This window comes from Kribbella sp. NPDC049174, from assembly GCF_043197365.1.
GTDB lineage: Bacteria > Actinomycetota > Actinomycetes > Propionibacteriales > Kribbellaceae > Kribbella.
This window is the reverse complement of sequence record NZ_JBICSZ010000010.1, coordinates 128387-154940: the sequence shown is the minus strand read 5'-3', so window position 1 is coordinate 154940 and position 26554 is coordinate 128387. Positions and strand designations below refer to the sequence as shown.

28 protein-coding genes are annotated in these 26554 nt (G+C 66.6%); 8 read left to right on the top strand and 20 right to left on the bottom strand.

Features of this window, described 5'->3' with window-relative positions:
- Positions 1–13: 13 nt before the first annotated feature.
- The 3 genes from ACGFIF_RS36835 to ctaD all read left to right on the top strand — a co-directional run bounded on the left by ACGFIF_RS36835 (position 14) and on the right by ctaD (position 7591).
- Positions 14–4804 (top strand): discoidin domain-containing protein, encoded by a 4791-nt coding sequence (locus ACGFIF_RS36835; RefSeq protein ID WP_393161036.1) that lies wholly within the window; start codon positions 14–16, stop codon positions 4802–4804.
- Positions 4805–5591: 787 nt separating this feature from the next.
- A complete protein-coding gene (locus ACGFIF_RS36830; RefSeq protein WP_393161034.1) occupies positions 5592–5744 on the top strand; it encodes a hypothetical protein in 153 nt (50 codons plus the stop codon).
- A 155-nt stretch (positions 5745–5899) separates the two neighbouring features.
- Positions 5900–7591, top strand: coding sequence for a cytochrome c oxidase subunit I (ctaD, locus tag ACGFIF_RS36825; RefSeq protein WP_393161032.1), 1692 nt, complete (start codon positions 5900–5902; stop codon positions 7589–7591).
- 65 nt (positions 7592–7656) lie between these two features.
- Here the strand turns inward: ctaD and ACGFIF_RS36820 are convergent, their stop codons facing one another.
- The gene (locus tag ACGFIF_RS36820) at positions 7657–8355 is read right to left on the bottom strand and encodes a helix-turn-helix transcriptional regulator (RefSeq protein WP_393161030.1); all 699 of its coding nucleotides are present in this window, start codon (positions 8353–8355) and stop codon (positions 7657–7659) included.
- Between the two features lie 88 nt (positions 8356–8443).
- Between ACGFIF_RS36820 and ACGFIF_RS36815 the strand changes: the two genes are divergently transcribed.
- Positions 8444–8875, top strand: a complete 432-nt coding sequence (locus tag ACGFIF_RS36815) for a hypothetical protein (protein ID WP_393161028.1) — start codon at positions 8444–8446, stop codon at positions 8873–8875.
- 35 nt (positions 8876–8910) lie between these two features.
- Positions 8911–10143, top strand: a complete 1233-nt coding sequence (locus ACGFIF_RS36810) for an NAD(P)/FAD-dependent oxidoreductase (protein WP_393161026.1) — start codon at positions 8911–8913, stop codon at positions 10141–10143.
- Between the two features lie 10 nt (positions 10144–10153).
- Here ACGFIF_RS36810 and ACGFIF_RS36805 read toward each other — a convergent pair whose 3' ends face one another.
- From ACGFIF_RS36805 to ACGFIF_RS36790, 4 genes are read right to left on the bottom strand one after another with little or no spacing between them, the layout of a single operon-like run.
- Entirely contained in the window at positions 10154–10585 is a 432-nt protein-coding gene (locus ACGFIF_RS36805; protein WP_393161024.1) for a hypothetical protein, read from the bottom strand.
- A 23-nt stretch (positions 10586–10608) separates the two neighbouring features.
- Positions 10609–10737, bottom strand: a complete 129-nt coding sequence (locus ACGFIF_RS36800) for a hypothetical protein (protein WP_393161022.1) — start codon at positions 10735–10737, stop codon at positions 10609–10611.
- Positions 10737–11447, bottom strand: a complete 711-nt coding sequence (locus tag ACGFIF_RS36795) for a helix-turn-helix transcriptional regulator (protein ID WP_393161020.1) — start codon at positions 11445–11447, stop codon at positions 10737–10739. Before ACGFIF_RS36795 ends, ACGFIF_RS36800 begins: the two co-directional genes overlap by 1 nt.
- A complete protein-coding gene (locus ACGFIF_RS36790) occupies positions 11444–11656 on the bottom strand; it encodes a hypothetical protein (RefSeq protein ID WP_393161018.1) in 213 nt (70 codons plus the stop codon). The genes ACGFIF_RS36795 and ACGFIF_RS36790 overlap by 4 nt, the downstream gene beginning before the upstream one ends.
- 86 nt (positions 11657–11742) lie before the next feature.
- On the opposite strand from ACGFIF_RS36790, the gene ACGFIF_RS36785 reads away from it, so the two are divergent.
- Both ACGFIF_RS36785 and ACGFIF_RS36780 read left to right on the top strand, forming a co-directional pair.
- Positions 11743–12468 (top strand): DUF2249 domain-containing protein, encoded by a 726-nt coding sequence (locus tag ACGFIF_RS36785; RefSeq protein ID WP_393161016.1) that lies wholly within the window; start codon positions 11743–11745, stop codon positions 12466–12468.
- A 46-nt stretch (positions 12469–12514) separates the two neighbouring features.
- Entirely contained in the window at positions 12515–12868 is a 354-nt protein-coding gene (locus ACGFIF_RS36780) for a hypothetical protein (RefSeq protein ID WP_393161014.1), read from the top strand.
- 37 nt (positions 12869–12905) lie between these two features.
- Here the strand turns inward: ACGFIF_RS36780 and ACGFIF_RS36775 are convergent, their stop codons facing one another.
- Positions 12906–13271 (bottom strand): DUF488 domain-containing protein, encoded by a 366-nt coding sequence (locus ACGFIF_RS36775; protein ID WP_393161012.1) that lies wholly within the window; start codon positions 13269–13271, stop codon positions 12906–12908.
- Positions 13268–13705: a MarR family winged helix-turn-helix transcriptional regulator gene (locus ACGFIF_RS36770; protein ID WP_393161010.1), complete on the bottom strand. Its 438-nt coding sequence runs from the start codon at positions 13703–13705 to the stop codon at positions 13268–13270. Before ACGFIF_RS36770 ends, ACGFIF_RS36775 begins: the two co-directional genes overlap by 4 nt.
- 371 nt (positions 13706–14076) lie before the next feature.
- Here ACGFIF_RS36770 and ACGFIF_RS36765 point away from each other — a divergent pair, with 371 nt between their 5' ends.
- A complete protein-coding gene (locus tag ACGFIF_RS36765; protein WP_393161008.1) occupies positions 14077–15003 on the top strand; it encodes a slipin family protein in 927 nt (308 codons plus the stop codon).
- Positions 15004–15334: 331 nt separating this feature from the next.
- Here the strand turns inward: ACGFIF_RS36765 and ACGFIF_RS36760 are convergent, their stop codons facing one another.
- From ACGFIF_RS36760 to ACGFIF_RS36700, 13 genes are all read right to left on the bottom strand, one after another.
- Positions 15335–16342 (bottom strand): TerC family protein, encoded by a 1008-nt coding sequence (locus ACGFIF_RS36760; RefSeq protein WP_393161006.1) that lies wholly within the window; start codon positions 16340–16342, stop codon positions 15335–15337.
- A complete protein-coding gene (locus ACGFIF_RS36755; RefSeq protein WP_393161004.1) occupies positions 16342–17760 on the bottom strand; it encodes a V-type ATP synthase subunit B in 1419 nt (472 codons plus the stop codon). Before ACGFIF_RS36755 ends, ACGFIF_RS36760 begins: the two co-directional genes overlap by 1 nt.
- The gene (locus ACGFIF_RS36750; protein ID WP_393161002.1) at positions 17757–19493 is read right to left on the bottom strand and encodes a V-type ATP synthase subunit A; all 1737 of its coding nucleotides are present in this window, start codon (positions 19491–19493) and stop codon (positions 17757–17759) included. The genes ACGFIF_RS36755 and ACGFIF_RS36750 overlap by 4 nt, the downstream gene beginning before the upstream one ends.
- Before the next feature lie 59 nt (positions 19494–19552).
- Positions 19553–19894, bottom strand: a complete 342-nt coding sequence (locus ACGFIF_RS36745; protein ID WP_393161000.1) for a V-type ATP synthase subunit F — start codon at positions 19892–19894, stop codon at positions 19553–19555.
- Positions 19895–19922: 28 nt separating this feature from the next.
- Entirely contained in the window at positions 19923–20930 is a 1008-nt protein-coding gene (locus tag ACGFIF_RS36740) for a V-type ATPase subunit (protein WP_393160998.1), read from the bottom strand.
- A complete protein-coding gene (locus tag ACGFIF_RS36735; protein ID WP_393160996.1) occupies positions 20927–21490 on the bottom strand; it encodes a V-type ATP synthase subunit E in 564 nt (187 codons plus the stop codon). The genes ACGFIF_RS36740 and ACGFIF_RS36735 overlap by 4 nt, the downstream gene beginning before the upstream one ends.
- Complete coding sequence (locus ACGFIF_RS36730; RefSeq protein ID WP_130383213.1) at positions 21490–21714, bottom strand: ATPase; 225 nt, start codon at positions 21712–21714, stop codon at positions 21490–21492. Before ACGFIF_RS36730 ends, ACGFIF_RS36735 begins: the two co-directional genes overlap by 1 nt.
- A gap of 13 nt (positions 21715–21727) precedes the next feature.
- Positions 21728–23662, bottom strand: coding sequence for a V-type ATP synthase subunit I (locus ACGFIF_RS36725; RefSeq protein WP_393161422.1), 1935 nt, complete (start codon positions 23660–23662; stop codon positions 21728–21730).
- Positions 23662–24042: a hypothetical protein gene (locus ACGFIF_RS36720; RefSeq protein WP_393160994.1), complete on the bottom strand. Its 381-nt coding sequence runs from the start codon at positions 24040–24042 to the stop codon at positions 23662–23664. The genes ACGFIF_RS36725 and ACGFIF_RS36720 overlap by 1 nt, the downstream gene beginning before the upstream one ends.
- Positions 24039–24707, bottom strand: a complete 669-nt coding sequence (locus ACGFIF_RS36715; protein ID WP_393160992.1) for a V-type ATP synthase subunit D — start codon at positions 24705–24707, stop codon at positions 24039–24041. Before ACGFIF_RS36715 ends, ACGFIF_RS36720 begins: the two co-directional genes overlap by 4 nt.
- A 182-nt stretch (positions 24708–24889) precedes the next feature.
- Entirely contained in the window at positions 24890–25321 is a 432-nt protein-coding gene (locus tag ACGFIF_RS36710; protein WP_393160990.1) for a hypothetical protein, read from the bottom strand.
- Positions 25322–25425: 104 nt separating this feature from the next.
- Positions 25426–25560 (bottom strand): hypothetical protein, encoded by a 135-nt coding sequence (locus tag ACGFIF_RS36705; RefSeq protein ID WP_393160988.1) that lies wholly within the window; start codon positions 25558–25560, stop codon positions 25426–25428.
- A 33-nt stretch (positions 25561–25593) separates the two neighbouring features.
- Complete coding sequence (locus ACGFIF_RS36700; RefSeq protein WP_393160986.1) at positions 25594–26538, bottom strand: NAD-dependent epimerase/dehydratase family protein; 945 nt, start codon at positions 26536–26538, stop codon at positions 25594–25596.
- Positions 26539–26554: the final 16 nt, after the last annotated feature.

Here is a 26554-nt window from a genome sequence, read left to right as displayed (position 1 = left end):
CGAAGGAGGTAGCGTGAAGAGATTTCGAAGGATCCGGTACGGCGTACTCGCGACCGTCACCGCGCTCGCCCTGGCGGCGGGCAGCAGCGTTCTGGCCCAGCCGCAGGCGCGTGCGGCGCAGACATCAGGGACAGCGCCGTACCTGAACCAGTGGGTGGTGTCCGGTCCGTTTACTGAGGCTGAGGCGATCGGCAAGGAGACGTCCAGCTGGCAGTACTTCGACGACCGGATCTTCAACCGGAACTACGACGACTACAACGACTTGATGGGCTACTTCGACGTCAAGCGTGGAGAGTCGACCGTCGACAAGTGGGTGGCGGCGGCGAGTTACGTCTACAGTCCGGTCGCGCGAAGTGTGCAGTGGCAGGTGGGTGGATCGGGTCTGTACCGGCTGTTCGCCAACGATGCTGAGGTCGGACGACAGGACCGTGTTGTCGGTCGGGTCAGCAAGCAGGGTACGCAGTACCCGGTCCAGCTGAACCAGGGCTGGAACAAGCTGCTCCTCGAGATCCAGCACAAGAACCCCGGTTCGAACAAGAACTTCCTCGGTTTCTACACGAGGATCAGCGACGACGTCGGCAATACTGTTCCGGGGCTCACGTACTCGGTCACCGGGCCGAACGTGACCGGCAATCAGCTCGCCATCGTCACCAAGGGCCTGAGCGTCGATCGGAGTGCATTCGAGGCACGCAACGCGGATGTCCCGGCGAACGACTACCCGTCCAACGTGCTGCCGTACGCCTACGACGAGAATCCGTACGTCGGGATGGTGGCAACGATCGACGGCAACCGGAACACGTCGAGCATCGCCCCGCAGGCATCTCCCTTCGCGTTCCAGGCGGCCGGCGGAAGCCCCGGCTACTCCTGGACGGTCGCCGGCGGCCAGTTGCCGCCCGGTCTGACGCTGGCGTCGGACGGCCACATCGACGGCACGGTAGCGAAGGGCGCCAACGGCGCCTCGCAGAAGGACTACACCTTCACTGTGAAGGTGACCGACGCCAACGGTTCCACGACGACGAAGCCGTACACGATCACGGTCAAGACGAACCCGGTCAACTGGTTCATCGACGGCAAGATGTCGGCCCTGTCGCACACCACAGGCACGATGCCGAACCTGTACGACCCGAACTTCAACTATGACGACTGGGCCCAGACGGCCAAGGAGATGGGCATGACCATGCTCTCGACCGAGAGCCTGCAGAACACCATCTACTACTGGCCGTCGCCGAACGCGAACCTGACGCCGGACAACTCCAACAAGCTGTACAAGTACAATGCCCTGTTCCAGGCCGTTGACGGCAGCTGGCAGGTCAAGGACCGCGTGCAGCAGGCCAAAGAGGCCGCCGAGCGTTACGGCTTGAAGTTCGGCGTGTATGTGTCGTCGCTGTACGAAGGGCGCGAGATCCTCGAGAGCGACATCCAGGGTCTGGTCGCACGCTACGACCCTTGGTACGTCTTCGCCGACGGCGGCCCGGAGAGCTACTCGAACATCGATGTGGCGTGGAGCTCGGCGCGCAACTACAACGACCGGGTGCTGATCGATGCGAACCCGAATGCGCAGACCGGCGACCAGGACATCACTTTGCACGAGCGTCCGTTCTGGAACAGCGAGCCCTACAACGGGGGTGGCTGGCGCACCGGGATCCTGCCGCAGGGCAGAAAGGTCGCCCACGAGGAATGGAACGACCCGTACACGACGGCGCTCGACATCTGGACGCAGTACGCCAAGGGCAACGAACGTGACGATTGGGGCGAGGCGACGAAGGAGCTGATCAACCAGTACGGCCACGGCTACGTCATGAACTACGACTCGTCGATCACTGTGACGCGCGGCATGGACAACCTGAGCAGCAATCTGGACAACACGAACATCTTCTCGATGGTCCCGATCTCCTCGCAGCAACTGTCGGATATGCGAGCGTCGATCGTGAAGTGGATGAACAACGGGCACGGCCCCGATCTGCGCGAGTCGATGTACGGCACCACGCCGTACACCATGGACTACGCGCTGAAGCCCGGCTGGTACACCGACCCGCAGAAGGCGATCGCCCACGGTCAGGGTCCCGACTGGGGCTACGCCATGTCCCGTGACCAGTACGTCTACCTGCACATGATCAAGAACCAGATCCAGGGGACCGCGAAGGCAGGCTTCGCCGGCCAGCCGGTGATGAGCCACATCGGTCCCTTCGACTATCCGGTCGACCAGGTGCAGTGGCTGAACAAGGGCACCTCACTGCCGTTCACCACCGAGAAGACGAACGGCAAGTACTACGTCACGATCGACACGTCCGATGTCACGGCGGACCCCATCGACACCATCATCAAGATCCGGACCGAGAGTCCGGTGAGAAAGTACAAGATGACGGGAGTCAAGCTCTTCAGCAGCCAGACTGCCACCAGCAGCCTGCAGTTGCGGGCCGAGAGCTACATGAACGACTACACCAACGTTCTGGCGCCCGCGAAGCTCAAGTACACCAGCAGCAACGAGCGCGTCGCTGCTGTGAGCGCGGCAACGGGTCTGGTCACGGCCGTTGGGGACGGCGCTGCGACGATCACCGTGACGGCGACGTACGACGACGGGGTGAATCCTCCGCAGGTCATGACCGACACGTACCCGGTCCAGGTGCGGGGCCGCGCGGTCTCGGCCGCGCTGCCACTCGTCGGCGTGAATCTGTTGACGAACGGCATGCTGTTCTGGGGACAGTTCGCGACCGACAAGGACGTACCGGTGGCGTTCAAGGGCTTCACCCGCAAGGGCGGCGAGATCGACATTCTCGATGCCACCGACGTCAAGTTCCACTACGCGACGGTCGACGGCAGGCGTGACAACGCCGCGGGGAAGGTCGTGGTCACCGAGATCCCGGCCGACGAGTCTCCGTTCGTTGTCGAAGGCAACAGGATGCGGTTCATCGGCAAGGTTTCCGCCTCCACGATGTACAGCTACTGGGCCGACGTCACGGTAGCCGGGAAGACCTACACCTCGACCCGGAACTACATCACCCTGATTCCGGACGCCAACGTCGCAGCCGGAATCACGCCGAAGACGACCAGCGACACCGCGCACGCCCGGCTGCTGTCCGACGGGACGATCAACGACGCGACCGGCGGGAACATCGCGAAGTGGTCGGCGCCGGCGGGTGCCGAGAATCCGAGCATGACCTACGACCTGGGCAAGATGCAGGACCTCTCGCGGATCAACCTGTTCTTCAACCACCACATGCCGAACGCCGACAACGTCACGTACTACCACGTGCCGAAGAAGGTGAAGATCGAGTACAGCACCGATGGGTCGCACTGGACCGCCGGGCACGAGACGAACACCATGTCCGGCGCCGGGTTGCCGACGTCGCGGAATACGTTGGCTGTTCCGCGCAGTGACACGACCTTGTACGGCTGGGAGCAGGAAGGCTTGTACTACAACTATCCAGTTGATCCGGCGCGGCCGAGCGTTCCCGCGCGCTACGTGAGGATCTCCTTCCCGGGTGGTGGCCAAGACGGCAGCCCGATCGACATCATGGAAGCCCAGATCTTCTCGCTACGAGATCTGACCGCGCTGGGCAGCCTCACCGCCGACCCGAGGGCCGGCACCGACGGCCGGACGGCAACGATCGACCTCAAGGGCTACTCCTTCCAGGGCGAACCTCTCGACCTGCGAAACGCGGAGGTCACCGTCACCAGTGACAATCCGTCCGTGGTGGCCGTCGGCGCAGACCGGGTCATCTCGTCGGCCGGGTCCGGAAGAGCACGGATCAGCGTCACTGCGGAGCTCGCCGGGTACCGTGCCGCCGACTACTTCTACGTCGACGTGGATGCGGACCGACGGATGTCGTTCCCCGCATTCCTGGAACGGGTGAAGCTTGCGCTGAGCAGCAGCACCATCAAGGCCGATGAGCCGATCGTCGGCACGATCGAGGGAACTCTGAACACCGGCGAGAAGGCGAACCTGTCAAAGGCGAAGATCGAGTACGTGTTCAGTGACAGCAGACTGGGAGCCGTGCCGGGCAGCAACACCATCGTGTTGAAGCAACCGATCGCCGGCCCGTTCCAGGCCACCGCGAAGGCCGTCGTCACGCTGGACGGCGTGGCGGTCGAGTCCAACCCGGGCGCCATCACGACGCTGGCCGACAACATCGCGAGCTCGGCCACGGTCACAGTCTCGTCGGTTCGCGACCGCAACGGGGTTCCGGACGGCAACAACCAGGACGACCGCTACCTCGGGACGAAGGCGACGGACGGAAACAAGGCGACCTCCTGGGCCGCGAAGCAGGCGGACCGGACCCCGTGGATCAAGCTCCAGTTCCCAGCGCCCGTGGAGATCGACCGCGTCAACCTCGTCGATCGCGGCCACGAGGTCAACAAGATCGTGGAGGGCGTGCTGGAGTGGGAAGGAGGCAGCAAGAAGGTGACCGGCATCCAATGGGACGGCCAGTCGGACAACATCGTGACGCTCGACACTCCGGTCAAGACACGCTGGATCAAGTTCACCATCGACCCCGGCAACGCCTACAGCAACCCAAGTGGGGCCGAGTGCGGTCTGGCCGAGTTCGGTGTGTTCGAGGTGCGGAAAGCGAAGACCATCGTCGACTTCACCTCGATCGCGGTCGACACAAAGGTCGGCGAGCTCCCGACCCTGCCTGCGCAGACTGAGGCGGTCTACAGCGACGGCACCACCGGCTCGGTCGGCGTGACCTGGGATCCGGTTACCTCGGACATGGTGGCAACCAAGGGCTGGTTCACGGTCCACGGTGTCGCAGCTGGTACGTCGGTGAAGCCGACAGCCGTCGTCAACGTCGTGGATCGATAGCATCCACCGCCCGCTCGGCCCGTGCGCTGCAGACCAGTGAGCGGAGACTGCTGAAGAACGCTCATGGCTGCTGGCCCCGAGGTGTCGCGAGATACCTCGGGGCCGCCGCGCCACTCAACGGGACGAGGTATCGCCGCGATGAGTTCAAGGATCTCGGCCGCCTTCAAGTGAGAGCACGAACTCATGCAGGACGAGTGTGCAGTCCTGGTACTCATCGACGAACAGGTAATCGAAGCTGATCAAGTGCATGTCGGCGATCTCCGTCGCCCGTGCAACCTTGCTAGCGCCGGCGAGGTAGGCGTCCGCCTGGGTCCAGTCGGGAAGCTCGGCAACGATCTGTGTCCACCCTCGGCTGCAACGGCCGCGGCAGTCCCGAGTAGGTGAGTCTTGCCGGTACCAGCCGGCATCTCTATCGAGCACGGCGCAGCGGCCAGGACACGCATCGCCTGCTCGCGTAGCGTATTGTGACCGTACCTCCAGCGGATGCAGGTGACCTCCGCAGGCTGAGCAGCAGCAAGCGGCCCGTCGACTGCGCGGTCATCGTTCTCACAGAACGCGGCCCCGAGTGTCGCCGAACCGACCCGGCCTCGTACACGCCGCACTCTATTCAGAGCGCCGCCACAAGGCCTGTTCCGTGAGGTTGCCGACGCGCGGCAACGACGGAGCCTGACCTTCGCCGGGAGGGCACCTACTTGGCCCTCGTGCGGAACGGCATCGTTGGGATCGTACGGGGACGGATGCGGGGGGTATCGCGGCGCCGCGATCCGTTTGCGACGAGGAGGCTTCGATGACAGATCTGGATCCGGTCGCGCCGCTTGGCGCACCACCTGACCGGCACACCGTCGAGGTCGGATACCCCGATGACCTTGAGCAGCCGGACATCGTCGAGGTGTGGGGCAAGGATTCGTTCCCGGCCAGCGACCCGCCGGCGAACTGGTGACCCGGGCCGTGGGGACGAGTCAAACCGGCGACGATTCGCTGAATGAGCAGTTGACTCATGTCGGCGCCCACCAGGACCGTCCGTGGTCAGTGACGCACAGGGTCGGATCCGCTCAACCCGCTGCACCTCCGCGCCGCCGTTTTGGTGCGGTCGCCGTGAAGTGGTTGACTACCACCGATCACAAGCTGATCGGTCAGCTGTATCTGATCACCTCGTTCGGGTTCTTCCTGATCGGCGGCGTGATGGCGCTGCTGATCCGGGCCGAGCTGGCCAGGCCGGGTCTGCAGATCGTGAACGAAGAGGTCTACAACCAGCTCTTCACCATGCACGGCACGATCATGCTGCTGCTGTTCGCGACCCCGCTGTTCGTCGGTTTCGCCAATGTGATCATGCCGGTCCAGATCGGCGCCCCGGATGTGGCGTTCCCGCGGCTCAACATGTTCAGTTACTGGCTGTTTCTCTTCGGTGGATTGATCGCCTTCAGTGGATTTCTGACCCCTGGAGGAGCGGCGGACTTCGGCTGGACCGGGTATGCCCCGCTGTCCAATGCGGTCCGCTCGCCGGGTGTCGGCGGCGATCTGTGGATCCTGGGCCTGTGGATGGCCGGTCTGGGCACCATCCTCGGTGGCGTCAACTTCGTCACCACGATCATCACCATGCGCGCACCGGGGATGACGATGTTCCGGATGCCCATCTTCACCTGGAACATCCTGGTCACGTCGATCCTCGTCCTGATCGCGTTCCCGATCCTGGCCGGCGCGCTGCTGATGCTCGCCGCCGACAGGATCCTCGGAGCACACGTCTTCGACGCGGCCAACGGCGGGCCACTGTTGTGGCAGCACCTGTTCTGGTTCTTCGGGCATCCCGAGGTCTACATCATCGCGTTGCCGTTCTTCGGCATCGTGACGGAGGTTCTCCCGGTGTTCAGCCGCAAGCCGGTCTTCGGCTACATGGGTCTGGTCGGGGCCACCCTCGCGATCGCGGCGTTGTCAGCCACCGTGTGGGCGCATCACATGTTCGTCACCGGAGCGGTCAGCCTGCCGTTCTTCTCGTTCATGTCATTCCTGATCGCGGTGCCGACCGGGGTGAAGTTCTTCAACTGGATCGGCACGATCTGGGGTGGCTCGGTGACGTTGGAGACGCCGATGCTGTGGTCGCTCGGGTTCATGACGACCTTCCTGTTCGGCGGTCTGACGGGGGTGATCCTGGCCTCGCCGGTCCTGGACTACCAGGTCACCGACACCTACTTCGTCGTGGCGCACTTCCACTACGTCGTGTTCGGCACGGTGGTGTTCGCGATGTTCGCCGGGTTCTACTTCTGGTGGCCGAAGATGACCGGCCGGATGCTTGACGAGAAGCTCGGCAAGATCCATTTCTGGCTGCTGTTCATCGGCTTCCACACCACGTTCCTGGTGCAGCACTGGCTGGGCGTCGGAGGGATGCCGCGGCGCTACGCGTCGTACGGCGCGAACGAGGGCTTCACCACGCTGAACCAGGTATCCAGCGTCGGCGCGTTCATTCTCGGCGCCTCCACGTTGCCCTTCCTCTACAACGTCTACAAGTCGCGCAAGGCGCCGCTGGTAGGCGTGGACGACCCGTGGGGCTGGGGCCGCTCGCTGGAGTGGGCGACCAGTTCCCCGCCCCCGCGGCACAACTTCGTCTCGCTGCCGCGGATCCGGTCCGAGAGCCCCGCCTTCGACTACCACCACCCCGACATCGCCCTGGCCGAGTACCCGCACAACCGCGCCGGGAAGGACAACCTGCTCGACGCCGGCGAGGACCAGGGCCGGGTCGAGAACCTGGAGGAGAACGCCGGTATCGAGACCGAAGGGAAGGAGGAAACGTAAAGGCCGGGGTGTTGCTGCCGGAACAGGCCGGCGATATCGCAGACGCTTGGTCTCCAGGCGGGTCATCAGCCAGATGTCGGAACCGGCTCTATGCGGACGCAGCACTGGCCTGGCTCTGGCTTGAGGTGGGCTTGCAGTTGGGTGGCATCGAGACCTGCCAGGAGGCCGTCGAGCAGGCAGAGGTTCATCGCACAGACCAGGTCAGTGTGCTGCTGGGCGAGCGTGTGGAACGGACAGTTGCCGAGCACGATCGCGTCCTCGTCGGCTCGGGGCTCGAAGCCGTGCGCTTCGAGGATGCGCATCACGACATCGGGACCGATTTGCGGAGTGGCGGCATCGTGGGCTGCGGCGGCGAGTTCGTTTCCCACTTGGCGAGCGCGTCGGCCGAGCGCATCTCGTGGCGACTCCCCGGTGGCTTCGGCGTCCTCGATGGCGGCCGCCAGTAACCGTCCCGCCAGGTCGTAGCGATGTTCCGGCAGGGATACCTCTACGTGCCAGTCCGAACGCCGATACAACTTCGATGGCCGGCCGGCGCCGGGGCCGGAGCGGCCGGTTCGACGCTCGAACACCACGTCCAGGAGACCCTCCTCGGCAAGCCGGTCGAGATGGAACGCGGCAGTGGCACGAGGCAGACCCAGCGCCGTGGCCGCCTCATCCCGGGTCACCGCGGCCGTCTGCCGTACGACGTGGTCGTACAGCCGTCGCCGCGTTGGTTCCTCCAACGTGGCGACCGCCAAGATCCGCGCATCCCTGGTGTCGTCCACGGCATACATTCTAAAGCTAACTCCCATTGACGAAAACCCTCACTCCTTCTAAAGTCAAAATACGTCTACTTTAGAAGGAGTGAGGGTCATGACAAGTGATGTGCACAGGCCTCGGACACCAGGCCGGGAGGCGTTGTCCGATCCGGCGTACCAGGCGTTCGTGCTGCTGCGAACGGTCTTCACGGTGGCGCCGATCCTGTTCGGCCTGGACAAGTTCGCCAACCTGCTCACCGATTGGCCCGGCTACCTGGCCCCGTGGATCAACGACATCGTTCCCGGCTCCGGCCAAGACGCCATGTACGCGGTAGGAATCATCGAGATCGTCGCCGGCATCGCCGTCGCCCTGATTCCACGCTACGGCGGATTCCTTGTCGCGGCCTGGCTCGCAGGCATCATCGTCAACCTGCTGACCATCCCCGACTTCTACGACGTCGCGCTCCGCGACTTCGGCCTCCTCATCGCCGCCCTCGCACTGTCGCGCCTGGCCGTCAAGTACGCCCCGGCCCGACACAACTCCTGACATCGCACGCGAGCCCGGTACTCAGAAAGGTGATCATGAACAAGCAGTCCACCTACGTCATCGTCGGTGCGAGTCTGGCGGGAGCGACGGCGGCCCAGACTCTGCGGGAAGAGGGTTTCGCAGGACGGATCGTCCTTGTCGGCGACGAGACCGAGTTGCCTTACGAGCGACCTCCATTGTCAAAGGGCTACCTGCTGGGCAAGGACGAGCGGGCGAAGATCTACGTTCACGAGGAGAGCTGGTACGCCGAGCATGCGGTGGAGTTGGTGCTCGGCCGGCACGTCACGTTGGTGGACCGCGAAGCACACGAGGTTGAGCTCGACACCGGAGAGCGGATCGGCTACGCAAAGTTGCTGTTGGCAACAGGTGCGTCGCCCCGCCATCTCCGGGTGCCGGGATCGGAACTCAAGGGCGTGCACCATCTACGGCGAGCTGAAGATTCCGATCGGTTACGCGAGGCATTCGGTGCCGGCGGTCGGATCGTCGTCGTGGGTGCCGGGTGGATCGGTCTGGAAACCGCGGCAGCAGCCCGGGAGTCGGGTTGCGACGTGACAGTCGTCGATCCGCAGCCGGCGCCGCTGCTCGCTGCTCTCGGCAGTGAGATGGGCGCGTTCTTCGCCGGACTGCACCTGCGCAACGGCGTCGACCTGCGGGTGAGTCACACCGTGACCGAGTTCGTCGGGGCCGATCGCGTGACCAGCGTCCGGACCGACGCCGGCCGGTTCGAGGCGGAGGCCGTTGTCGTCGGAATCGGCGCGATCCCCAACGTCGAGCTTGCGGAACGCGCGGACCTCAGCTGCGACAACGGGATCGTGGTCGACGAGTCGCTGTGCACGCAGGACCCGGACATCTATGCGGTGGGCGATGTCGCGAAGTCGTACCATCCCTTCTACGGTGCCCATCTCCGAACCGAGCACTGGGCCAACGCGCTGCATGGAGCGCCGGTCGCGGCCAAGGGGATGCTGGGTCAGAAGGTTGCCTATGACCGGCTGCCGTACTTCTTCACCGACCAGTATGACGTCGGGATGGAATTCTGCGGCTGGATCGGCCCGGGCGGCTATGACCAACTGGTGACCCGAGGTGACGTTCACGGGCAGGCGTTCCATGCGTTCTGGCTGTCGGGTGACCAGGTAGTCGCGGGAATGCATGTCAACCGATGGGACGTCGGCATCGCGCCGGTCGAGGACCTGATCCGCAGTAGGCGATCGGTCGACCCGGATCGGCTCGCGGACACCTCGGTGCCGCTGGCCGCGCACGTCCTGGTCTAACGGCGGCGTGTCAGCCGGACGTCAAGAGGTAGGTGCCGAGCGCCACCAGCGCGATGACCTTGGCGGCCTCAAGGCCGACGTAGTAGACGTGGACGGTCGAACGGGGCAGCTTCTCTCCGGCCAGCACGCGGTCGGAGCGCCGGTTGAGCTGCGGGCGGACGACGGTGAGCTGCGCAGCGAGGACGATGACGATGCCCGCGGTCAGGCCGATTGCCGCGCCGGACGGCCGCTCCACAGCGATCGCTGCAAGCGTCACCAAGGCCAGAGCGACCTCGACGCGGTTGAGCGCCCGGAACACGATGCGTCCGATGCCGAGTCCTATCGGGATGGTGACGCCGGGCGCCCGGAACTTGAGCGGAGCCTCGAGGAATGAGATCGCCAGCACCATGCCAAGCCAGACGAAGACGGTGGCTGTTGCTGCGGCGGTTGCAGTGGCGTTCAAACTGCTTCTCCTGGGAGTTGTGATCAGGACCGGCCGCGGCCTACGCGGCCGGCCAGGCTGGAGGTCTCGGCGGCCACGAGAACTTCCGTCGTCGGACCTTCGGGGATGGGCGCCCGGCGCCGCGGGTTGGTGCCGATCCTGGTGAGGTACATCAGGTGCTCCTGTTGCGGCGTTGCGGCGTGCGGGTGCCCCCGCCGGGGCTGCGGGTGGCGGAGAGGTGAACAATGCAGGCATCGGGCTCGGCGAACGGCTCGAGGCTGGTGGCAGTGATCGGTGCGTGGATCTCGGTGAGGGCACCTTGCATCAGGCCGAGATGCAACGGACACAAGGTGGACGAGTATTCCTCCGCTAGCTCCAGGAAGGGGCAGTGCCTCAACCTGATGCGCCCAGCTGTGTCGCTGTCGGGCTCCGGGGCAAATCCCAAGTCGGTCATCATCGCGGTCAACCGCTGAGTGGCCTCGGCGACGCCGGGCTGATGGGAAGGCGGGACGTGCTCGACCAGATAGCCGCCCCAGCTGCGGCCTGCGGCCTCGGCGGCGGCGCCCGCATCGGGGCTCGTGGACAACTGACCGAGCAGGATCTTGGCCAGTAGTTGGTACTGGCGCTGCCCGCCACGGTCCATCCCGGGGTGTGGTGTGTACACGGTCCGCGGCCTGCCCCGCCCGCTCGGCTCCTCGAGTCTGCGGTCGACCAGCCCTTGCGCCACCAGCGCGTCAAGGTGGAAGCGGACCGTGTTGGGGTGGATCCCCAGCCGTTCGGCGAGTTCAGTGATGCCCAGCGGATTGTCGGAGGCTCGCAGGGCTTCGAGCACAGCCTGTCGGCGTGGCTTGTCTGCGCCGGCGACGTGGTCGGTTCTGGTCATGGCGTTAGCTTCGCTGATTCCTGCGGCGGCAGCGCGGCAATCAGGGCATGGTCGTGGGGCACGACACCCATCTTGAAGGCTCCGCCAGGGGAGCCGAGGTCGTCGAAGTAGAGGGAGCTCCCACCTTCGTAAATGCAATCGACCGGGCACTGCTCGACGCAGGCGCGGTCCTTGAGGTCTACGCACGGCAACGCGATCACGTACGTCACAACCGACTCCCTCACAGGTGCTTGTAATTACTACAAATATCACATGTAATAATTATTGAAAACATCCAGGTGAGGGGAGTGGCAGCATGCCGGCTTCGGAGATCTTCATCCAGGCGACCGAGACCGACCCGGACGTCATCGCCCAAGGCGCGGTCCGTGAGGCCCACGAGCGGTTGCGATCGGGCCTGGCGGAGGTGACTGCGGCGCAGCCAGGTACCGGTCCTGCTCAGCCGCGTTCGGCGGAGTTGGTGGACTTCTGTCTCCATGAGGTGCGCCGGTACTTGGGCACCGCGGATCGGGACCTGTATGCGCCCGCTTCCGGGGATGATGAGACCCGGCTCCTGGTCAATGCTCTCCGGGTCGGGGCCGCAGCACTCGATGCGCAGATCGACGAATTGACGGCTGCCGACCCGGTCGATGCGGCCAGGTTCGGCGTGATGATCGCGGCGACCTTGGATGTTCACCTCCGTATCGAGGAGTCGGTGTTACTTCCCGCGCTCGCCGGTCTGCCTGACGTGGATCCCTTGCTGCTGGCTGCAGATCTTCGGGCCTATCTCGCGGGTCAGCAGGTGGAGCAGCCGACGGTCATCGACGTGCGGAAGATCGCGCGCGGCGGACGTCACCCGCGTGTCTTCGCTTCCTATGCGCGCCTGGCTCCCGGAGAGGCGTTCATCCTGGTCAACAGCCACGACCCCAAGCCATTACGCCGGGAGTTCGAAGCCATCCACCGCGGCGCCTTCAGCTGGGACTACTTGCAGACCGGACCCGAAGTATGGCGAGTCCGGATCGGCCGGATCGCTGCGGATGCCTGAGGACTCGCCGGCCGTTCCAGCCGGCCCTCTGCCCGGGCAGCCGACGGTGCGGGTCCTGGTAGACGTGCACGAACTCGTCGATCATTCGCCCGTACCGTCGGGTGCCCGGTGGACGCTCGCCGAGCCCGGGCGCCAGCTCGACGCGAACCTTGTCCATCTGCCTGCCGGGCAGCGCGTGGACACCCACACTGAGCCCGATCTCGACGTGGTGCTCGTCGTCGTCGCGGGTCGCGGCACCGTCGGTACGCCCGACGGCGAGGAAGTGCTTGCCGATGGCAACATCGTCTGGCTTCCTCGCGGCTCGACCCGCAGCATTGCCGCCGGTTACGCCGGACTGTCCTACCTGACCATCCACCGGCGCCGTCCCGGCCTGCAGATCAGCAAGCGCCCCGGTTCGTAGGGCCGCGGCCTTGCGGATTATCCGGGCAGCGGCATGGTCAGCGTGGCTCCTGCAGCAGCCGGGCCAGGACTGCCGCCTGGCTGTGGTCCACGTCCCTGGTCGCCGTCAACAGGGTTACAGTGTCGCGTTCTGCCAGCGTACGCAGGTGGTCCAGCGCCGTGCGTGCGGTCCGTGTTGCCAGTTCGTCGCGGTAGTGCGCCTCGAACTGCGCGAACCTGTCCGGGACATGGCCGTACCACTTGCGGAGTTCGGTGGACGGTGCGACGTCTTTGGCCCACTCGTCGATGGCGGCCGCTTCCTTGCGGATCCCGCGGGGCCACACGCGGTCGACCAGGACCCGGATGCCGTCCTCGGCCGCGGGGTGATCGTAGATTCTGCGGACTCTGACAGCTCGGCGCGTCATGCTTCATCGCCGGCGGGTTCGCCCCAGTCGGGCAGCGTCAAAGCGGCGCGCACGCGCCGAAGTTCGTCGCGGTGCAGCGCACCAAGCTGGGCCATGGCCCGCTCGCCGTGTGGCGTCAGTTCCACCCGGACGGCGCGGGCGTCCGTCGGGTGGGGGGCCCGCCGGACCAGCTTCTGGGCCTGCGCACGGTTGACGAGTTCCACGACGCTGTGGTGACGCAACTGGAGGCGGTCGGCCAACTCGGTCATGGTTGCCCATTCGCGGCCCGGAAACCCCTTCAACGCCAGCAGCAGTTGGTACTGCTGGGGGGTCAGCCCGTGACCACGGACGGCCTGCTCGCTGAAGCGCAAGTACCGACGAATGCCGAAGCGGAAGCGGGCCAACGCCTCGAAATCCGCCTTTGTCAGTGGCTCGGCCATCCGGCCGTCTTCCATCGTGTCAGGCTGCATGTGATCACGCCCTCAATCTGCCCGGGGGACAGGCTCGGGTCAAGTATATCGTGGTACGATATAAATGCGCGGATCGCTCCACAGGGCGCGTGATGCGCCAGGAGGTGCGCCGTGGTTCATGAATCCGCGGCAGTGCGCGGTCCGTATCCACGATCACCCACCGGCCTCGCCTCTCGCCGAGCTGGAGCCATCAAACCCTGGCCGGTGAACGAAGCCCGCTGATCCCGGGCCGACCGGTGCAGTGATGCGCCGGCCCCGGCGGCCAGTGGGGAGGAACGAACTCTCGACAGCGTGCCCACCGGGCGCCGGGTGTTCGGCAGCTACGACACCGTGGGCGCTTTCACAATGGAGCAGAGATGATCGTTCTCTATCTCGTACTTGCAGCGTTGGTCGTCGGCCTGATCGGGGCGGCGGCGTGCGTGCGTGTGGTCAAGCAGTTCGAGCGTGGTGTGGTGTTCCGGTTCGGGCGGGTGCGTCCTGAGGTCCGGCGGCCGGGCTTGGCGTTGCTGGTGCCGATTGCTGACCGGTTGCAGAAGGTGAATATGCAGATCATCACGATGCCGGTGCCCGCTCAGGACGGCATCACCCGGGACAACGTGACGGTTCGGGTTGACGCGGTGGTCTATTTCAGTGTGGTCGATCCGGTGCGGGCGGCCGTCGACGTTCAGGACTACGTCTCGGCCATCGGTCAGGTTGCGCAGACGTCGCTGCGGTCGATCATTGGCAAGAGCGATCTGGATGACCTGTTGTCGAACCGGGAGCGCCTCAATCAGGGGATGGAGTTGATGATCGACAGCCCGGCGTTGGACTGGGGGGTGCACATCGAACGGGTGGAGATCAAGGATGTTGCGTTGCCGGAGACGATGAAGCGGTCGATGTCGCGTCAGGCCGAGGCGGAGCGGGAGCGTCGGGCCCGGATCATCACCGCGGACGGTGAGTTGCAGGCGTCGGAGAAGCTCGGGCAGGCGGCCGAGGTGATGTCGGAACATCCAGCCGCTCTGCAGTTGCGGTTGCTGCAGACCGTCGTCGAGGTGGCTGCGGAGAAGAACTCGACACTGGTGCTGCCCTTCCCGGTCGAACTGCTCCGGTTTCTAGAACGGTCCACGCCGCAGGAGAACGCCAACACAGTCGGCGTTGGTGAGCCAACGACCACCCGCGGGGCAGCGAAGAACGGCTCGCCGGTCTCAATCGCGCCTGATCTCACCAAGGTCCGCGAGATCGAGCACTCCGAGGGGCCGGCGGAGCGGCTTCACTGGCCCGATCGAGCTCACCCCATGGTCTGACGGCCCTGTCGCAAGGACTGTCCGGCGCAGGCTTGAACGCGCCCGGGAACGACCGGGTCGTCACAAACTCAGCGGGCGGACCTCCCGCCCGGCTGCACCGACTCGGCACGGCAACCGTGAAGACGTGGGTGGTGGCCGGCCGGATCGTCCGGCACGTACCGGCCGGTGGAGGAAAGGAAGCGCGACATGGCAACCGTCTCGTGCAAGCGAGCGGAAGCGTTCCACCTTGTGGATGGTGCTCTGCCGGGCCCCGGCAAGCGCGACTGCGGCCCTCCCGCTGAACATCGTCCGTCGCTGTCTGGCTGGGTGTTGTCGCGGGTCCGGGGTCGGTCTACTTCTTGTCGGGGGATTCTCCGGCGTGCCGCTGGGCTCGCCCGGCCAGGATCCTGACGCTGATCAGCGATGAGCTGACGGTGATGATCAGGACGCCGGCGATCACGCTCAAGGAGACGGCTGTACTGATCTCGGGGACGTGGAGGGGCTGAGCGTTGTTGACGAACGGGAGGTTGTTCTCGTGCAGCGCGTGCAGGATGAGCTTGACGCCGATGAAAGCCAGGATTGCGGCGAGGCCGTACGACAGGTAGATGAGTCGGTCCAGTAGTCCGTCGATGAGGAAGTACAGCTGCCGCAGCCCGAGCAGGGAGAACGCGGTGGCGGTGAAGACGATGAACACGCTCTGGGTGAGGCCGAAGATCGCCGGAATGGAGTCCAGCGCGAAGAGTACGTCGGTGCCACCGATGGCCACCATCACCAGCAGCATCGGCGTCATGACCCGGCGGCCCCGGTCGATGGTGAACAGCCTGTCGCCGTCGTAGGTTTCAGAGGTGCGCAGGAACCTCTTGGCGAGGCGGACGATGACGTTGTTCGCCGAGCGACCCTTCGCACTCCCGGGTTTGAGCATCTGGGCGGCGGTGACGAGCAGGATCAGCCCGAAGAGGTAGAACACGAAGGCATAGGAGTTGACGAGCGCGGCGCCGAGGAAGATGAAGGCGGTGCGCGCGAGGAGAGCGAAGACGATGCCGAAGAGCAGCGCCTTCTGCTGGTCGGCGCGCGGCACGTTGAAGCTCGCCATGATGATGAGGAACACGAAGAGGTTGTCGACCGACAACGCCTTCTCGGTGATGTAGCCGGCGAAGTATTCGCTGCCCAGCGTCGCGCCGCCCAGGAGCCAAACGCCGCCGCCGAACAGGACGGCGATGCCCACGTAGACGGCCGACCAGATTGCTGCCTCGCCGAGGGTCGGGGTGTGAGCGGTGCGCACGTGGAAGAAGAAGTCGAAGAGCAACAGCGCAAGGATCCCGAGGATCGTCAGGGCCCAGACAAGTGGGGAGACGTTCATCAATCGTCGGTCGCTGTCGCGGCTGCCTCGTGGTGGTGGCGCGCCACCTGTTCAGCGCTGACACGCTTCAGCTCGGCCGCCGGGAACGGCGACAGTAGTTGCCATCCGACCTCTAGCGTGTCGGTCAGAGTACGGCGATCTGGTCCTTGATCGAGGTAGATGTGTTCGAAGGCTGCGGCGAAGCCAAGATAGCGCCGGTCGTCTGCGGGCAGTCCGCTCTCGCCGACGATCGACATCAGCCGGCGGACCTCGCGGCCGCGGGCGTAGCAGGCGTACAGCTGGTCGGCCAGGCCGCGGTGGTCGTCGCGGGTCTTGCCGGTGCCGATGCCCGCATTCATCAGGCGGGACAGCGACGGCAGCACATCGATCGGTGGCTGGATGCCTTGCCGGTCGAGTTCACGCGACAGCACGATCTGGCCTTCGGTGATGTAGCCGGTGAGGTCGGGGATCGGGTGGGTGATGTCGTCGTCGGGCATGGTGAGGATCATCAGTTGGGTGAGCGATCCAGTGCCGCTGCGGACTCGACCGGCCCGTTCGTACAGTGAGGCCAGGTCGGTGTACATGTAGCCGGGGTAGCCGCGGCGGCCCGGCATCTCCTCGCGGGCGGCGGAGATCTCGCGCAGCGCTTCGCAGTAGGCGGTCATGTCGGTCATCACGACCAGGACGTGCCGATGCTGTTCGAAGGCCAGGTATTCGGCCATGGTGAGCGCGACCCGGGGTGTCAGCAGCCGCTCGACGGTGGGATCGTCGGCCAGGTTCAGCAGGAGGACGCTGCGGGCGGCGGCGCCGCCGGTCAGGAACTCGGAGCGGAAGAACTCTGCCTCCCGGCGGGTGACGCCCATGGCGGCGAAGATGACCACGACCTCGGTGTCATCACCGGGCACGCGTGCCTGGGCCGCGATCCGGGCGGCAAGGCTGTTCGCGGGGAGCCCGGCGCCGGAGAAGATCGGCAGCTTCTGGCCTCGGACCAGCGTGACGAGTCCGTCGATTGCCGAGACACCGGTTTCGATGAACTGGTCGGGGTGGGCGCGGGTGATCGGGTTGAGTGGCAGGCCGTTGACGTGGCGGTAGTCGTCCGGGACCGGTTGCGGACCCCCGTCGCGTGGTCTGCCGGCGCCGTCGAGAACGCGGCCGAAGTAGTCGGTGCCAACACCGGTTCTGGCGGCGCGGCCGCGGGTGAGTACGGAGGTTTCGCGGCGTCCGATTCCGGCGGTTCCACCGAAGACCTGGACGACGGCCAGTGACCCGTCGAGCTCGAGCACCTGGCCTTCCCGGACCGGACCGTCGCCGGTTTCGACCTCGACCAGTTCGCCGTAGCCGACGCCGTCCATCCCGTCCACGATGATGAGTGGCCCGGCGACCCGGGTTACCGTGCGGTGCCCGACGGTGAAGGGGGACTGGGCTTCGGCGGTGGTCACAGCGAGCTCATTTCTTCGGCTATCCGCCGGCTGAGGCGGGTGGCGGAGTCGTCGACGTTGTCGGCCGGCCAGCGGCGCATCCGGCCGAGATCGGCCAGCAGACTCGCGGAGGTGATGGCCGTGATGGCGACGCCCCGCTGGAGCGCTGAGCTCATCGCGGCGTTGGCCTCCTGGATGACGCGCAGCATGGCCAGCAACCGTTGTGGTGGACAGGACGCGTCGAGGTCGTCGAACGAGGACTGCTGGAGCAGGTCTTCTCGCAGGGCTTGCCCGATGCGCAGGGTGATCCGTTGCTCCGCAGCCAGCGCTTCGACGCCGAGGAGCGACACGACCTCCTGCAAGGCGCCTTCGTCTTGCAGGGCTGCTGCCGCCCAGCGGCGCAGCGTCGACCAGTCCGAGCCGATCTCTCGGTCGAACCATTCGTCGAGGCCGTACTGCGAGAAGCTGCGCAGCCAGTTCACGGCGGGGAAGTGACGCTGCCGGGACAGGGCGGTGTCGAGCGCCCAGAAGCAGCCTGCGAGCCGCAGGCTGTTCTGGGTGATGGGCTCGGAGAAGTCACCGCCGGCCGGAGAAACGGCGCCAACGATCGTCACCGATCCGGTGCGTTCCGGCGTACCGAGGCATTGAACCGCGCCGGCCCGTTCGTAGAAGCCGGCCAGGCGCGTGGCCAGGTAGGCGGGGTAGCCGTCCTCGGCCGGCATCTCCTCCAGTCGGCTCGACACTTCGCGCAACGCCTCGCCCCAGCGGCTGGTCGAGTCGGCCATCATGGCGACGTCGTAGCCCTGGTCCCGGTAGTACTCCGCGATCGAGATCCCGCTGTAGATGCTGGCTTCCCGGGCCGCGACCGGCATGTTGGACGTGTTCGCGATCAACACGGTGCGCTCCATCAGCGGGGCGCCGGTGCGCGGATCGGCCAGTTCAGGGAACTCCTCGAGCACCTCGGTCAGTTCGTTGCCGCGTTCGCCGCAACCGACGTAGACGACGATGTCGGCGGTCGAGAACTTGGCCAGAGCCTGTTCCAGCACCGTCTTGCCGGTTCCGAAACCGCCCGGGATGATGGCGCTTCCGCCCCGGGCAACCGGGAAGAGCAGGTCGAGGACCCGCTGACCGGTGATCAGCGGCACGGTGAGCGGCAGCCGGTTCGCGACCGGGCGGGCCCGGCGCAGCGGCCACCGACGCATCATTGCCACCGGGTGCCCATCGACGTCGACGACAGGATCAAGGATGGTGGCCGGCCCGGGGCGGACTGCGGTGACGACCCCAGTGACGCCTGTCGGCACGAGGATTCGGTGATCGACGGCAATCCCCTCCGGGACCGATCCGAGAAGATCACCGGGTTCGACCCTGTCCCCGACCTCAACGGCGGGCGAGAAGACCCAGCGGAGATCGCGGTCCAGGCGGGGCGGGTCTGCGCCTCTGGCGATGTACAGGTCGCCGTCCGCGCTGAGGTCCCGCAGTGGTCGTTGGGTACCGTCGAGGATCGCGCCGAGGAGTCCGGGACCGAGTTCGGCGTACAGCGGTTCGCCGGTTGCCTCGACCGGTTCGCCGACCTGCAGTCCGGTGGTGTCCTCGAAGACCTGCATCACCACCACGTCGCCGTCGATCTTGATGACCTCACCTAGGAGTTGTTCGACGCCCACCCGCACCACGTCGAAGAGACGCGTATGGGGCAGGTCGGTGGCGCTGACCACAGGGCCGGAGATCCTCACCACCCGTCCGGTGTCGGTGGCCACCTGCCTGCTTCCACCCCCAGGTGCCCATGGCGCGGGCCCGGTGTGTCGTCCGGTCGTGGTCATGTGGTGCCTCCGCTGGGCGTGAAGGTGATCTGGTAGCCGATCGCGTGGGCCAGCAGGTCGCGGAGCGCCGCGTCTTTGGCTGCGGAGACGTCGCCGTCCTCGTCCGGGAGGCTGAGGATGAGTGGTGCGGTCTGCTTGGCCCAGGCGGCGCGCACCTGCGGCGCGACGGTTGACCAGAGTGCCCCGTGGATGGCAACGACCGCGGCCCGGCCGTCGGCGATCGCTTCGGCGACCGCGGCGACGGTCTCGTCAGCATCCACGGCAGTGACCGTCCGTGCGCCGCCGAGAAGGTAACCGATCGCGGTCATAGGGGTGGCGATGACGAGCGCGTCGCTCATGGGCTGGTCCGTCCGGTCGGTCTCGTGCTCATCGGATGTGTAGGTCTCGGCCGTCGTACGCGGGGGCGAGGCCTGCGAGCAGGAGCCGGACAGTGCGCGCCTCGCATTCGGCGGCCAGCACGTAGCCAACGGGGATGTCTGCGCCGAGGGGGTCGCCGCGGCGTACGCCGCGCACGGCCTGGCGCCACACGGCGACGTCCAGATCCCATTCGAGCGCAGCGAGGTCTTCGTCGCGGAGGTGCCGTTCAAGAGGTTGTCGCCAACTGGGGCGGACGGCAACAGCCGGCTGCGGATCGCCTCGTCTGGCCGCCAGCAACGCCGATTCGGGCACCAGCCCGGTGGGGAGGAGCCGCGGTGTGTCCAGTGCCGGGTCACGCAGTACGGCGAGCAGATTGGCTCGGTCGCACTCCGCCCGGACCAGCTCCAGGATGGGACGGGCGGCCTGGCCAACATATTCCAAACGGTCGGTCCAACCGTCGATCGCGGCCGCCGCGATGGTGGTCTCGAACTCGTCAGGGTCGCCGTGCAGCTCGTAATGCTCCCAAGCCGCCGGCAGGGCCCGGGCGGTCAGCGGGTCGGGGAGCCGGTGCGTGGTCAGCCGCAGGACAGCTGTTGCGCCGTCTGGTGCTGCGGCGATGTCGGCGGCAGTTCGCTGGTCGAGCGCACCGACACCCAGCACCGCAGCAAGCCGGACCGCGGTGGGCTGCCCGGTGCGCGCGCCCCGCAGCAGCGCAAGCACGTCCTGCAGGTCGTGCCGGGCCAGCAGCACCCCGACCGCCGTACCGGCCGTGCCCGTGTACAGCCCCCGCACTCCGCTCAGCAGGTCGCGCAGTCGGCGCCCGACGGCCTCGAGGAGCGGGCGGTCGCCTACTTGGTTGCGGTTGAGGTAGGAACGGTAGGTCGTCGCGGCGAGCCGTTCGGCGACGGCCTCGCGGGAGACGCCGGCGAGCTGGTCGTAGCTGAATGCGCCAAGCAAGGCGGGCAGCCGCGCCCTCAGACGGGTGTTGCCGGCGATGAAGTCGGGCCGGGGCGTCATGAGTCCTGATTCCAGGAGCCGCTCAGTCCAGCCCGGAGCTCGGGCCAGGTGTTCGCCAGCCGAGTGAGATAGGTGTTGTCGACGTACCGGCCCTGGTCGTCCTCGGCGATGGCACCGCCGTGTTCGAGGTCGGCGACCACCTGAACCGTAGCTTCGGGCCGCAGCGTCGCTGCGTCGGCCGGGTGAACGTGCACCGTCGTAGCCTGCGGCATCGCCCGGACCGCCTCTTGCAGACAGGCGTTCGCCATTGCCCGGCCGTCTGGGCTGCCGGGCAGGGCGAGCACTTGCTCGCGTACCTGGCCGAGGACCTCCTCCAACGCGTCGTCGCGCGCGGTCCGAACGGCCCGACGGGCCCTGAACCGCGCGGTGATCAACAGATCCTCCGCCTCCTGCCGGGCCGCGGTTTCGGCCGCCGTCACGACGTCCTGATGGATCGTGGCGGCCCGATCCTGGGCATCGGCGAGAAGCTGGGCTGCTTGCCGGCGCCTGTCCTGCTGAGCCCGCTCGTGCTCTGCCGCTCCTTCTTCCTCCAGTGCGGTGAGCAGATCGCGCAGCGCCATCACTTGCCGCCGAGGAGCAGGATGATCATCGCCGAGACCGCGAACCCGAGGATGACCAGCGTCTCCGGGATGGCGACGAGCAGGATCGCGCGGCCGGTCAGTTCAGGCTTCTCTGCCACCGCGCCCATGGCCGCGGCCCCGATCCGCGCCTGGGCGTAGCCGGTGGCCAAGGCGGACAGGCCGACGGCGAGGCCGGCGGCGAGGGCGATCAGTCCGAGTTCCATGATGTTTGTCCTTTCAGACAGGTCCCCCGGCCGGGACCGGCTCGGGTGAGTTGGTGGCCGGGGAGGGCAGCGCAGTGACACTCTCGGACTCGGGACCCCGGACAACGGAACCGCCAAGAGGTGCGAAGAGTCGGCCGCCGCCTTCGTAGAACTGTCCGAAGAACTCGACGTAGTGCAGCCGGAGAGCCTGGATCGTCGGGCTGAAGGCCGCCAAGGCGAGATTCAGCGCGTGGAACAACGTGGCGACGAGGATTCCCAGCAGCAGCGGCCCCCGGGCGCCGAGCTGGTTGGCGACCTCGGCCAGGTACGTCGAGGCAAGACCGACCGCCGCCAGCCGCAGGTAGGACAAGACGTTGCCGAGGGCACCGAGCAGATCGAGCGGGCCCAGCAGTAGCCCGAGCGCGCCCTGGGACACACAGGCCACGACCACACCGATGACAAGCGCGGCAACCGCGGGGGTCAGGACCTCTGCCGGGAATCCCGCGGCGGCTACGCCGGCCAACCCGAAGAGCCCGCCCAGCACCAGAATGGTCCCCACTTTCGAGGCCAGGTGCCGGCGGTGGTGTCCGCGAGCGGCCGTCCAGGCTCCCAGCAGCAATCCCAGGACGACATGGACGAGACCGATGGCCAACGAGAACAGCAGCAAGGGCTGGAGCGCGGTCGGGCCGCCTCGGTAGAACCAGAGCGCCGGCATGCCGATGCTGTGGCCCAGGCTGCCGAGCGCCTCGCCGTACAGGAGACCGAACAGGACCGTCCAGGCGCCGCCGAGCAACATTACGCGGCCTACTTCACTGAGGGTGCTCTTCTTGGCCCAGTGCGATCTGAGCCACCACCCGGCGGCCAGTAGCAGGGCGCCGTACACGACGTCGCCGACCATGACGCCGAAGAAGAGCGGCAACGCCAGCGCAGTCAGTCCGGTGGGATCCAGGTCGCCGCGCGCAGGCCAGGACAAGAGCCCGACCAGCTGCTGAAATGGCTGCCAGCCGGTCCGGTTCCGCAGCAGGACCGGTTGGTCCTCGGTCTGTTCACCGGTGTCCAGACGCTCGACGGCAACGGCCTGGCCGAGCCGGTCCACAAGAGCCTGTTCGACCCGCGCGGTCTGTTTGGTTGGCACCCAGAGCCTGAGGATGAACGTCCGCGAGGACACATCGGCCTGCGAGGCCGCCACAGCTCGTTCGGCGCGCGCCCGCAGCGTGGCGATGGTGGCGTGCAGCGACCCCGCGATCGGCTTGACCGTGGCGGCCAATTCCGCCTGCACGCGGTCGCGTTCGCCAGGCAATGTGGCGAGTCGTTCGCGCATGGCCTCGACGGTCGCGCGCAGCGACTTGCCGGCGTAGGCGGCCGGGATTTCTACCTCGACGATGCGCTCCGTGCCGAGCAGCGCGTCGACTTCGGGTAGGTCGCCGCGGCGAAGAACCAACAGACAGCCGATGGGGCTGCCGGGCGTCGCCGCGGAGGTGACCATCAAGTGCCCTCTACCGAGCAACTCGGCGAGTTGCCGGGTCAGCTCGGGGACGATCCGCACGTCCGGGTCGTCGAGGACGAGCGCCATGCTCGCGAGGCCCAGGTTCGCCAGTTGCCGGTCATTCAGCCGACCTAGTTCGGGTACGAGCGGCTGTAGCGCGTCGAGGGCATCGATGGACCGGGGCAGTGCCTCGGCCTCGCCTCGTAGTTGCTCTTCTTCGGCCAGCAGCTTTGCCACTTGGGGTTCGACGCGGTCGAGGGTGGTTCGCAGGGCGGCGTCGCTCAGCGCGCTTCCGGTCGCGGACTGGTCGACGAGCGCCATGACGGCGTCGGTCCGGGCGATGAGGTCAGCGAGGTCAGGCGGGGTCTCGCCGGGATCGACGATGGTCACGACCTCGGCCAGCCGCAGTTCCTGCAGGGCTGTCAGGGCATCGTCGAGGCGGGGTCTGAGTCCAGCGACCTCGAGTTGGGTGAGGGGAACCATCACGGTCGGCTCGCCTCCCGCCGCGATGGGCGGGTCAGCTGCGGCAGGACCGCAGCGACGACGGTGGCGACGTCCTGATTGCGGCGCCGGGCGGCGATCTCGGTCAGCTCGGCGGCGTGGCGGACGCCGCCTTCAGTCAACCGGGCGGCCTCTGCGCGGGCGGCGGACAGGATCGCGGCTGTCCGTTGCCGCGCCGCCTCCGCCGCCTGCGCTCCGGCCTCAGCGATGAGGTGATCCGCCTGCACCTGCGCCAGTGCCACCTCATCGCGAGCTTGGTCCGCCGCGGCCAGCCGGGCGGCGATCGAGTCTTCGAGATTCCGCACCAGCTCGTGCGGCGTCGCACGGCCGGTTGTTTCGCTTCCGTCGTACGTGCGGCTCATGCCGCGCTCCACGTGGGGTTGGGCCCGTCGCCGGCGGCCGCAAGGGCAGCCCCGCGGGTACGCGCTCGCCTGAGCCGGGCGTGTTCCTCGCGTTCGCGCTCGTCGAGTGTCAGCGTGATCCGGCGCGCCTCGTCGCGCAGCTGCGGGAGCACAATGTTGTCCAAGGCATTGACCTGTTTGGTGGTCCGTGCGATCTCCGTGGCCAGCCGGCGCACACTCAACTCCACCGCGCAGAGGTCCAGCAGCCATTCCAACTGCTCCTCGTAGGCCAGCGCCACGCGGTCGAAATGGGCCGACACCAGGGAGGGTGCCCAACCGCGGGTGGCTGGGTTGCGGCGGACAGGATCGTGGCGCAGGTCGAACACCTGGACCCCTGCGACGGTCCGAGACTGCAGGTCCGCGCCGATCCCGGTCGCGGCGGCCAGAGCACCCGATGCGAGTGCCTCCGGTCCGCAGACCGCAGTGGCCTGATCGAGACGCTGCCGGGCCTGGACCGCGAGATTCCGCAGCTGTTCGAGCCCATCGAGGAGCTCGGTACGGTGGTGCCGGAATTCCCGGACGAGTGCGGTTCTCTTGTCCTTGAGCAGATCGCGGCCTTGAGCGACGAATACCGCCCGTCGCCGGCGGTCGAGCAACTCACTTCGGGTGGCGATAAGGGATTCCATGGCACACTCCCGGATCCTTGAACGGGTATCTCCGACCCTGCCGCTTCGCCTGATCCCCGGGTAGTGACACCTTCGGCCAACGTCGCATCGCGTTGATTGCCGGGAACCGGCAACCGTGACCGAGCCGATCGGGAACAGGGATTGAGAGTTTGTGTTGCTTGAGGCAACAGTCGCGTGCGATGTCAGGAGTTGTGTCGGGCCGGGGCGTACTTGACGGCCAGGCGCGACAGTGCGAGGGCGGCGATGAGGAGGCCGAAGTCGCGGAGTGCGACGTCGTAGAAGTCGGGGATGGTCAGCAGGTTGACGATGATGCCTGCGAGCCAGGCCGCGACAAGGAGTCCGCCGTAGCGTGGGATCAGGGCGACGGCGATGCCGGCGACGATCTCGATGATTCCTACCGCGTACATGGCGTCTTGGCCGGAGCCGGGAACGATGTCGTTGATCCATGGGGCCAGGTAGCCGGGCCAGTCGGTGAGCAGGTTGGCGAACTTGTCCAGGCCGAACAGGATCGGCGCCACCGTGAAGACCGTTCGCAGGACCAGGAACGCCTGGTAGGCCGGGTCGGACAGTGTCCTCCGGCTTGGTACGCGGTTACTCGGCACTTCAGTCGTCATAGCTTCCACTCCTTCCAGAGTGTTGATCTCCTTCCATGCTTGCCTGGTGACGACGTCCTGGCACCGGCCCTGGTCGGCGGACTTGCACGGCAGTTCGTTGCCGATCACCGGCATTCGGAGGTGGGAGTCAACTCCGCAGCGAATCCCTGTCGCCAAGACACGTACTGCGGGTGCCAGTCGAGGGTGTAGCGGGCGCGTTGGCCGATGACGCCGGTCGCTCCGGCCACGAAGACGCGCATGGTTCCTCCTGGATCGGGTCGTAGTGGCAGCGCCTACGGGCTGCCGGGATGTGCCAGTTCAGCCTCGAACCCTTGTCGCCACGATGGGTATTTCGGGCTCCAATCGAGGACGCGTTTGGCGTTGGTGTTGTCGGCGCCGCGCAGCTCGGTCATGAAGGCAACGCCCCAACTCCCGAAGGCCGATCGGGCCATCTGGACCGGAATGTGGACTGGCGGAGGTACATCCAGCAGATCGGCCAGCACCGGAAGCCACTCACCGACCTGGGCGGGCTCGTCGTCGACCACGTTCAGTGCACCGTCTGCGGTGGTTTCGAGTGCGGCCACGATGGCGCGCGCGGCATCATCGATGTGGGTGAAGGAGAAGGTACCGGTGCCCTGCCCAACGATTGGAACGTTCCGGCTCTGAACCTGGTGGAGGAAAGATCCATTGCGCGCATAGATCGTGCCAGGGCCGTACAGATGACCGACGCGCAGGACGAGTCCGCCCGCTTCCGCGGTGAGGGCCTCCAGCTCGCGGAGGGCGTCGAGCACGGGAATGAACTCTTTCGGCGGGCGATGCCAGAAGGGCACATCCTCGGTGGCCGGGTCGGGGCCGTTCGGTTCGTAGACAGAGGCCGAGCCGAGGGTGATCACCCGTTTCGCGCCGGTTTGGGCCGCCGCATCCACCAGGTTGATGGTGCCTTGAGTGCGTAGGCGGTTGGTCTGGGCGAAGTCACGGGACAGCCGCCTCGGATCGATCCGCGCAGGGATCGCCGTGAGCAGGTGAACCACAGCATCGGGCGCGGCGACTCGCACGGCGTGGCGCATGGCGGCGTGGTCCAGCGCGTCGGCGTGTACGACGTCGGCGCCCAGGCGCTCCAAGCCGGCGCCGGCGTCCTGCGACCGCGCCAAACCGATGACGTCGTGGCCAGTCGAAAGGAGCAAAGGCACCAGGCGGCTACCGATGACGCCGGTTGCTCCGGCGACGAAGACGCGCATGATTCCTCCTGGAGTC